General features: G+C 57.4%; 5 protein-coding genes and 1 tRNA gene. 2 read left to right on the forward strand and 4 right to left on the reverse strand.

Annotated elements, in window-relative coordinates:
• Positions 1 to 13: 13 nt before the first annotated feature.
• The 4 genes from gltB to ACILP3_RS08630 all read right to left on the reverse strand — a co-directional run bounded on the left by gltB (position 14) and on the right by ACILP3_RS08630 (position 7,858).
• Positions 14 to 4,540 carry a glutamate synthase large subunit gene (gene gltB / locus ACILP3_RS08615; RefSeq protein WP_395616244.1) on the reverse strand — a complete coding sequence of 1,509 codons (4,527 nt, stop codon included), beginning with the start codon at positions 4,538 to 4,540 and terminating at the stop codon, positions 14 to 16.
• Positions 4,537 to 5,979 (reverse strand): NAD(P)-dependent oxidoreductase, encoded by a 1,443-nt coding sequence (locus ACILP3_RS08620; protein WP_395616245.1) that lies wholly within the window; start codon positions 5,977 to 5,979, stop codon positions 4,537 to 4,539. The genes gltB and ACILP3_RS08620 overlap by 4 nt, the downstream gene beginning before the upstream one ends.
• Positions 5,980 to 6,137: 158 nt before the next feature.
• Positions 6,138 to 6,938, reverse strand: a complete 801-nt coding sequence (locus ACILP3_RS08625) for an undecaprenyl-diphosphate phosphatase (RefSeq protein WP_395616246.1) — start codon at positions 6,936 to 6,938, stop codon at positions 6,138 to 6,140.
• On the reverse strand, positions 6,935 to 7,858 hold the full coding sequence (locus ACILP3_RS08630) for a complex I NDUFA9 subunit family protein (RefSeq protein ID WP_395616247.1): 924 nt from the start codon (positions 7,856 to 7,858) through the stop codon (positions 6,935 to 6,937). Before ACILP3_RS08630 ends, ACILP3_RS08625 begins: the two co-directional genes overlap by 4 nt.
• A 212-nt stretch (positions 7,859 to 8,070) precedes the next feature.
• Here ACILP3_RS08630 and ACILP3_RS08635 point away from each other — a divergent pair.
• A tRNA-Leu gene (locus tag ACILP3_RS08635) sits at positions 8,071 to 8,157 on the forward strand.
• A 144-nt stretch (positions 8,158 to 8,301) separates the two neighbouring features.
• Positions 8,302 to 9,647: autotransporter assembly complex family protein (locus ACILP3_RS08640; RefSeq protein ID WP_395616248.1), on the forward strand; the 1,346-nt coding region annotated here is incomplete at its 3' end.

The following is a 9,647-nucleotide window of genomic DNA, read 5'->3' on the forward strand; positions in this document are numbered from 1 at the left end:
GCCGCAGTTCTTTTTACTCGGCGGCTTCCAACGCCTCATGGTCGGACAAAGGGTGGCTAAGCCGCGTGAGCATTTCCTTTGGACAAATCTGCCAAAATTCGCCGCGCCTGCGGTCCCAATCTTCGATGATTGACTTCGACCAAGCGCTGTCGGTTGTCCGCGCATGTTCGGTGATCAGGGCCTTCAGCGCATCTTCCCAATAGGCGCTTTCAAGGCGTTGCCATATGATGCTGTCCGGGTTCGCCATGTCGCCAAAACTGCCTTCGGTATCGAGTATAAAGGCCATGCCGCCTGTCATACCCGCGCCAAAATTGCTGCCAACTTTGCCTAAGATAACCGCCATACCGCCGGTCATATATTCCAGACCATTGGACCCGCAGCCTTCAACCACGACATGCGCGCCGGAATTACGGACCGCAAAACGTTCCCCGGCTTGTCCTGCCGCGAACAAATGGCCGGATGTTGCACCATAAAGCACGGTGTTACCGATGATGCTGTTTTGCTGGCTGGTCAATGGGCTGCTGACTGTGGGACGTACGATGATCGTCCCGCCCGACAGGCCCTTGCCGACATAGTCATTGGCATCGCCAAAGACTTCCAACGTAATGCCCTGGCACAAAAATGCGCCAAGCGATTGGCCCGCGGAACCGCGCAAACGGACATGGACATGCCCTTCGGATAAGCCCTTCATGCCATATAGCCGCGTGATTTCAGAGCTCAACCTTGTGCCCACTGCACGGTGCGTGTTGCGGACATTATAGGTCAGCTGCATCTTCTCACGCCGTTCAAACACGGGCCGCGCATCATGGATCATCTGCGCATCAAGGCTATCGGGCACTTCATTGCGGAAGGTCGGGATGCTGAAACGGCGCGCGCTGTCGGGCGCATCTACCTTGGCCAAAATCGGGTTGAGATCGAGATCATCGAGATGCTCGGCCCCCCGGCTGACCTGGCGCAGCAGCTCTGTACGGCCAATGACATCATTAAGGCTGCGATAGCCAAGCTTCGCTAATATCTCGCGCACTTCTTCGGCAATGAAGGTCATCAGGTTGATAACCTTTTCCGGCGTGCCGGTGAATTTCTTGCGCAAGGCTTCGTCCTGAACACATACGCCCACGGGGCAGGTGTTCGAATGGCATTGCCGCACCATGATGCAGCCCATGGCGACAAGGCTGAGCGTGCCAATGCCAAATTCTTCGGCGCCCAATATCGCGGCGATCACAATGTCACGTCCGGTTTTCAGACCGCCATCGGTACGCAGTTTCACACGGTGCCGAAGGCCGTTGAGCGTGAGCACTTGGTTCGCCTCGGACAGGCCCATTTCCCATGGCGTGCCCGCATATTTGATGCTGGTTTGCGGGCTTGCACCCGTGCCGCCGACATTGCCGGAGACCAAGATGACATCGGCATGCGCCTTGGCAACGCCTGCTGCAATCGTGCCGATCCCCGCCGCACTGACAAGCTTCACGCATACCCGTGCGCGCGGGTTGATTTGCTTAAGGTCGTAAATCAACTGCGCCAGATCTTCGATCGAATAAATGTCGTGATGCGGTGGCGGTGAAATGAGCGTTACGCCCGGTGTCGAATGCCGCAGCCGCGCGATCATTTCGGTCACCTTGAAGCCCGGCAATTGCCCGCCTTCGCCCGGCTTTGCACCCTGCGCGACCTTGATTTCAATTTCCTCGCACGCGCCGAGATATTCGGCGGTCACGCCAAAGCGGCCGCTGGCGATCTGCTTGATGACGCTATTGGCATTGTCGCCATTTTCATAGGGCTTGAAACGCTTGCTGTCCTCGCCGCCTTCCCCCGAAACGGCCTTTGCGCCGATGCGGTTCATGGCAATCGCCAATGTTTCATGCGCCTCTGGAGATAACGCGCCAAGTGACATTCCGGGCGTGACAAAGCGCTTGCGGATTTCGGTGATTGCCTCGACTTCGTCAATCGCGACCGGCTCTTTGGCGAAATTGAATTCCAGCAAATCGCGCAAGTAAATTGGCGGCAGCTCCTTCACGCCTTGTGCAAATTGGGTGTAGGTTGAATAGCTATCATTCGCGACGGAGCTTTGCAGCAAATGCATCAGGCCAGCGGAATAAGCATGTTCCTCCCCGCCGTCGCGTTGCTTGTAAAATCCGCCGACGGGCAGGCGGGCCACGGCAGCATCGAACGCGTCATCATGACGGTCGCGGGCGTTGACATATAATGATTGATATCCTTCGCCCGAAATTTTGTTCGGCATGCCGGGGAAGAAGTCGTTGACCAATGCGCGTGACAGGCCAACCGCCTCAAAATTATAACCGCCACGGTAGCTGGAGATAACGGCAATGCCCATTTTGGACATGATCTTCAGCAGACCTTCGTTAATCGCGGTGCGGTAATTTTCAACCGCTTGCGTCAAGCTATAGCCATCAAGTAAGCCGCGTCCATGCCGGTCGGCAATCACCGCTTCGGCAAGATAGGCGTTCACTGTGGTCGCGCCGACGCCGATGAGCACGGCAAAATAATGCGTGTCCAAGCATTCGGCGGAACGGACATTGATCGACGAGTAACTGCGCAGGCCATTGCGCACCAAATGCGTGTGCACAGCGGCGGCGGCGAGGATCATCGCGATACCGACGCGATCTGCGCTGATATTCTCATCGGTCAGGAACAGTTCGGATTTGCCCATGCGCACTGCGGCAACCGCTTCTTCGCGAATACGTGCGATCGCGGCCCGCAGGCCCTCTTGCCCGGTCGAGATATCATAAGTACAATCAATCTCTGCACCCAGCGACCCAAAGGCAGCCTTCAGCCTGCGCCAATCACGCGCCGTCAGCACTGGGCTGTCCAGCACCAAGACATCGGCATTCTGGCTCTTTTCCTCCAAGATATTGGCCAGGTTGGAAAAGCGCGTTTTAAGGCTCATCACATGCCGTTCGCGCAAGCTGTCGATGGGCGGGTTGGTGACTTGGCTGAAATTCTGGCGGAAGAATTGGCTGATCAGGCGCGGCTTATCGCTGATCACGGCCAATGGCGTGTCGTCGCCCATCGACCCAATGGCTTCCTTGCCATCTTCGATCATCGGCGCGAGGATCATTTCCACATCTTCCAATGTCATGCCCGCGGCGATCTGACGCTTCGTCAATTCCGCGCGCGACCATGCGGGCGCGCTGTCGTCGCCAGCCTCGGGCAAGTCAGTGATGCGGCGGAAACCGCGGACCAATGCGCCATAATCCTGCTCGGCAGAAATGCGGTCCTTCAACTCGCCATCGCGGTATAATTTGCCTTCATCCAGATTGACGGCAATCATCTGCCCAGGGCCAAGGCGGCCTTTCTCCAATATCGTCGTTTCGGGCAAGACGACCATTCCGGTTTCGGAACCGATCACCAGCAAATTGTCCGATGTGCGGCTGTAGCGCAACGGGCGCAGTGCGTTGCGGTCCACGCCTGCAACGGCCCATTGGCCATCGGTCATCGCCAAAGCGGCAGGGCCGTCCCATGGCTCCATGACGCTGGACATATATTCATACATGGCGCGGTGGTTGGCGGGCAAATTGGGGTTTGACTGCCATGCTTCAGGAATCAGCATCAGCTTGGCCGTCGGCGCCTCCTTGCCCGAACGGACCAAGGTTTCAAACACCGCGTCCAATGCGGCAGTGTCCGATGATCCGGCGGGAATGACGGGCTTGATATCATCCGAATGCGCGCCAAAGGCGATGCTCGCCATCTTGATCTCGTGGCTTTTCATCCAATTCTGGTTGCCACGTATGGTGTTAATCTCACCATTATGCGCAAGGCCACGAAATGGTTGCGCCAACCACCATTGCGGGAAAGTGTTGGTCGAATAACGCTGATGGAAAATCGCGACACGGCTAACAAAGCGGTTATCTTGCAGGTCGGGGTAGAATACCGACAGCGACTCCGCAAGGAACAGGCCCTTGTAGACAATCGAGCGGCAGGACAGCGAACAGATATAAAAATCGCGGATTTGCGCCGCGATAATCTTCTTCTCAATCCGGCGGCGGACGAGGTAGAGGTTTTTCTCAAATTCGGTCGCATCAACCGCATCTGGCATGGGGCCGGCGATCATGATCTGTTCGATCTCGGGTCGCGTCGCTTGCGCCTTGTCGCCAATGACGGACACATCAACGGGCACCTGACGCCAGCCATAAATGGTGTAGCCCGCGTCGATAATCTCCGCCTCCACAATCGTGCGGCAATTTTCTTGTGCGCTTAAATCGGTGCGCGGCAGGAACACCATGCCGACCGCCAACCGATTGGGCATTGGCCGGTGGCCGCTATCCGCAATCGCATCGTCAAAGAAACGGACGGGCAAGTCGATATGCAGCCCTGCGCCATCGCCCGTCTTGCCATCTGCATCGACTGCGCCGCGATGCCAGACTGCCTTCAACGCCTCAATCCCCGCCGCAACAACGCGGCGCGATGGCTTGCCATCGGTCGCCGCAATCAAACCAACGCCGCAGGCATCGCCTTCGGACTCAGGATGATACATGCCTTCGCGGGCAAGGCGCTCATGTTCGGGGGTGGGGTAAAATATGGTCATGCGGCAACCTTTTCGCGGCTTGCTTTTGTTTTCAGATATGTGTGCATATGCGGCGTGACGTCGCGGCCATCGCGGATTGCCCAGACGACAAGGCTTGCCCCGCGCACGATGTCGCCAATGGCAAAGACCCCGTCGAGGTTCGTCATTTGCGTATTGTGATCGACACGCACAGTGCCCCAGCGGGTGACATTGAGGTCCGGTGCGTTGAACAACACCGGCAAGTCTTCTGCCTCAAAGCCCAGCGCCGTAATCACCATATCGGCGTTCAATGTGAAGTCGCCTTCGGGGTCATTTTCCGGTGTGCGGCGGCCAGAGGCATCGGGGGCGGCAAGTCGCATCTTCGCCACATGCACGCGTTCGACCTTGCCATTGCCATCAAAGCCCTTGGGGCCGGACAGCCAGACAAATTCGACGCCTTCTTCTTCGGCGTTGGTCACTTCGCGTTGTGACCCCGGCATATTCTCACGGTCGCGGCGGTAAAGGCACTTCACCGATTTTGCGCCTTGGCGAATCGCGGTGCGCACACAATCCATCGCGGTATCACCGCCGCCAATGACGACGACGTCTTTGCCATGCGCATTCATCGCGCCGCTTTCAAACGCAGGCACCGCATCGCCAAAGCCCTTGCGGTTGGATGTGGTGAGATAATCGAGCGCTGGGACAATGCCGTCTAGTCCGATGCCCGGCGTTGCTATCGCGCGCGCTTTATACACGCCTGTCGCAATCAACACCGCGTCATGCTTGGCGCGCAAATCGTCCAGCGACGCATCGCGACCAACTTCAAAATTGGCGTGGAAATGAATGCCTGCATCCTCCAACCGTTTGACACGGCGCATGACAATGTCTTTTTCCAGCTTGAAACCGGGGATGCCATAGGTCATTAACCCCCCCATACGGTCATAACGGTCGTAAACATGGACGTCATAACCCGCGACGCGCAGATATTCCGCCGTGGTCAGCCCGCCGGGGCCAGCGCCGATGATGCCCACCGACTGCCCGCGTGATGGGCCAACTTCGACAGGCTCTACCCAGCCCTGCTCCCACGCCGTATCGGTGATATATTTTTCCACCGATCCAATGGTGACGGCGTCATGACCCGAAAATTCAATAACGCAATTGCCCTCGCACAAGCGATCTTGCGGGCAAATGCGGCCGCAGATTTCGGGCATGGTGCTGGTGAGGTTGGACATCTCATAGGCTTCGCGAAGCCGCCCCTCGGCGGTCAGGCGCAACCAATCAGGGATATGATTGTGCAATGGGCAATGGACCGAACAATAAGGCACGCCGCATTGCGAGCAGCGTGACGCCTGATCCGCTGCTGCGGCGGGCGCATAACGATCTGCGATTTCTGCAAAATCTTCCGCACGCAATTCGGCTTCCCGCTTATGCGGATAAGCCTGCGGCTTCGAAATAAATTTTAGCATCGGATCTTTTGCCACAATACGCTCCTTGAGAAGCGCTGCGCGTAACGCGGCAAACATCTGTTGTCACGCAGAAATCCAATAATAGGGCAGCTTTATTGACTAAATTAAATCATTTGAGACTATAATTTAACGCTGCGCAATATTATTTCACATAAAAAGGTCCGTATCGGAACTTATCGCACATATAGCCACATCAATGCCGCTGTTCCTGCGATGATTCGGTAATAAGCAAAAGGCGCAAATCCATATTTGCCGACAATGGCGACGAACGCCTTCACCACGACAACCGCGACCAGAAACGCCATGGTGAATCCAATCCCGATCATCCCCAGATCATCCGCGTTCAAAAGCGCTCGGTCTTTCCACAAGGCATATACCGTCGCCGCCATCATTGTTGGCACCGCTAAGAAGAAGGAAAACTCCGCAGCCGTTTTGCGTTCAACGCCCATCATAAGTCCGCCCATGATCGTCGCGCCGGAACGGCTCACGCCCGGCAACATCGCGGTGCACTGGACAAGGCCAATCGCCAAAGCCGTGCCAAAGGGGATTTCCTCAACCGTCTGGAAACGGACAATCTTCACCACGCGCTCCAACAACAATATGATGATGCCGCCGACGATCAACGCGATGGCGACAATCTCCGGTGTCTGCATCGCGGCGCGAATGGCCTCATAGGCCAACACGCCAATCACCAAAGCAGGGGCAAAGCCCAAGAGGATATTGCGCGTGAACGTGATGGGGCCAGCTTCCTGCTTCAACAGCCCTGTGCCCACCGCCCAAAACCGCCGCCAATATACCAATAGCACCGCTAAGATCGCGCCGAGCTGGATCGCGATTTTAAAGGCGACTGAACTATTATCGGTAAAGCCGACCAGCTCGCCTGCCAGAATAAGATGCCCCGTGGACGATACCGGCAAAAATTCCGTCAGCCCCTCAATAAAGCCGAGGAGCAGCGCGATCATCGTATCGCTCATGTTTTGGGACTGCTGCTAAAGCGGCCATGCTTGCGGTAAATGTGCAACCAATCAGCGGCAATGACATCCAACGGCGTCGGCACGATGCCATAGGCTGCCAGCCCGTCAGTGCCCGTTACGACATTATCGCAGCCCAACATTTTCAGCTGGTCATCGGTAATCGGCGCGCCGGGCATCCAGCCCGTTCCCTTGGCGAGCATCTTTGCTGCAATATCGGGCACTTCAACGAACAGGGGGTCGCGGCCAATGGCTTTGGCGATCCAGCGGTTCAGTTCCATCATGGAGAATGTCTCCGGTCCGCCAAGCTCCAGCACGCGGCCATCCTGATGCACCAATGCAGCGGCCACAGCCTTGGCAACATCGCCAGCAAAGACAGGCTGGAACTTTGTCGCCGCGCCGATGACGGGAACAACCGGCAGCATGCGGATCAGCCCGGCAAAGCGATTGATAAACTGGTCTTCGCGGCCAAACACAATCGATGGCCGCAAGATCACAGCGGTGGGAAATGCCGCATGCACCGATGCTTCGCCGCCCGCTTTGCTTTGGCCATATTGAGCGTCGCTATGCGCGTCCGCGCCAATTGCGGAGATGTGGACCAAAGCGCCAACGCCAGCGTCCGCTGCGGCCTGGGCCACGATGCCTGCGCCAATATTCTGAACGGCATCCATATCGGCAAAGCTGCCCACCAGATTGACGACAGCATCGGCGTCCTTCACCGCGCGTTGCACGCTGGCGGGTTTGCGGATGTCGGCTTGCATCAATTGCACTTGGCCCAAATTGCCCAGCGGCTTGATATGATTGGCGCTATTGGCGTTGCGGCCTGCAATCCGCAGCCGCGCGCCTTGACCAAGCAGCACCTGCGCGACGTAGCGGCCCAAAAACCCGCCGCCACCAAAAACCGTTATCAACTTGCCCTGCATACATGCTCCGTCAGCCTGCGTGAAATCCTGCGCGCGCTTTGCACCACCGCCAAGCAGCTTTCAAGGCCGACATGTGTATGGCCGGCGCAGCGGCGACATTTAAGTGGTCCTGACCTTATTCCGCCGCGCGCGCGGCACAGACGTTGACAATAGCGCCTGATCGCTTAAAGGAGCGCGCCTACCCGACGTGCGGAAAATCCTGCATGTCTCGTGCCCGGATGGCGGAATTGGTAGACGCACCAGCTTCAGGTGCTGGCGCTGGCAACGGCGTGGAGGTTCGAGTCCTCTTCCGGGCACCATTTACGAACCGACGTTGCGTTCTTGTTTGCAACATTTGCCTTTCGCACTATCGGATATTGTAAGACTAAAACGGAACCTTTTGGCATAAGGGGACGTTGGGGCCGGGGAATGCCTGATTGATCCGAACAATTGCCTTATTATTTTTGAGCAGTGCAGCCGCGCCGTTGCTTGCCCAAAATCCGGCGGCTGAGGCACCTATAACGGGCCCGCGCGTGCCTGTTATAACGGACACGGAGTTTAAAGCCGCCATCCCATCGCTGGATGATGCGCCGTTGGAAAGTATTGAAGCTTGGCAGGCGGATCAGGACAATCGTGCCGCAGATGGCTCCGCGGCGCAGCAGGTGGAACAGGCCGCTGCCGACCCGGCGATGTTAAAAGTGCAAGATGATGATGCGGTGGAATCACTGCCCGATCCGCCGGTGACTGACCCGCTGCTGGACGAACCCTTGCCACCTATCGAAAATTTTGATGCGGAACCCCCGCCTGAACCCACGCAGGCTGCTGAAGGCGCGTCGGGCGCCGTGCGCTACATTCTGCGTATGGATGGCTTGGATGCGGCCGCAACGGTAGAGCTGGCTAAAGACGCCGATGGCATTGCGGTTGAGACGGCGGCCTGGAATGATGTCCGGTCGCGCTTTTATGCTCTTTCGTCGCTTAAGGATAGGGGCGGCCGCGCAGATAGCCGCGCGGAGATTAGCCAGCGCGCGCGCGCGGATCGGCAATTGTTGCTGGACATTTTGAACGGGCAGGGCTTTTTTGATGCCAATGTTCAGGTGCAGACCGAAACATCGGCAACGCAAGGCGGGCTAGTTAATGTCGTTCTGACGGCTCAGCCTGGCCGCCGTTATTATCTGGGGCAAATCGCTTTTGCAGGCCCATCGGTGCAGCCGTCTGACCTTATAAGCGGTCAATTCGTGCCAAAAACGGGCGATGCCATTGTTGCAGATGTCATATTGGCGGCTGAAGCACAGCTTTCTGTCGCATTGCCGCAAAATGGCTATCCTTTCGCCAATGTTGGCCAGCGCGACATATTGTTGGATGAAGCAAATGGCATTGGCGACTACACCTTGCCCGTGGACCCTGGCGCACGCAGCTATTTCGGACAATTGCGCACGGAAGGCACATTAGCATTCGGTCCGCAACATATCGCAATATTGCGACGCTTTAAGACGGATGATCTCTACGACAGCCGCAAAGTGGATGATCTGCGCGCCGCATTGATCGCCACAGGATTGCTGTCGACTGTTTCGGTTGAAGCAGTCCCAGGCGAAGGCGTGGCACCCGACGGAACGCCTTATGCCGATTTGCTTGTCCGCCAAGAGGCCGCACCGCCGCGCAGTTTGGCGGCAAGTGCGGGCTATGGGACAGGGCAGGGCTTTCGCGCAGAGGGCAGCTGGACGCACCGAAACCTGTTTCCCCCAGAAGGCGCATTGCGCGCGGCCGCATTGCTTGGCACGCAGGAGCAGGCAGCCAGCATCGCGTTTGACCG

Source organism: Sphingorhabdus sp. (genome assembly GCF_044239665.1).
In the GTDB taxonomy this organism is placed as follows: domain Bacteria; phylum Pseudomonadota; class Alphaproteobacteria; order Sphingomonadales; family Sphingomonadaceae; genus Sphingorhabdus_B.

Bases quoted from the DNA above. Each gene is read 5' to 3' on its own strand.
- ACILP3_RS08625 (WP_395616246.1), bottom strand. From the start codon at position 6,938: ATGAGCGATACGATGATCGCGCTGCTCCTCGGCTTTATTGAGGGGCTG.
- ACILP3_RS08630 (WP_395616247.1), bottom strand. From the start codon at position 7,858: ATGCAGGGCAAGTTGATAACGGTTTTTGGTGGCGGCGGGTTTTTGGGC.
- gltB (WP_395616244.1), bottom strand. From the start codon at position 4,540: ATGACCATATTTTACCCCACCCCCGAACATGAGCGCCTTGCCCGCGAA.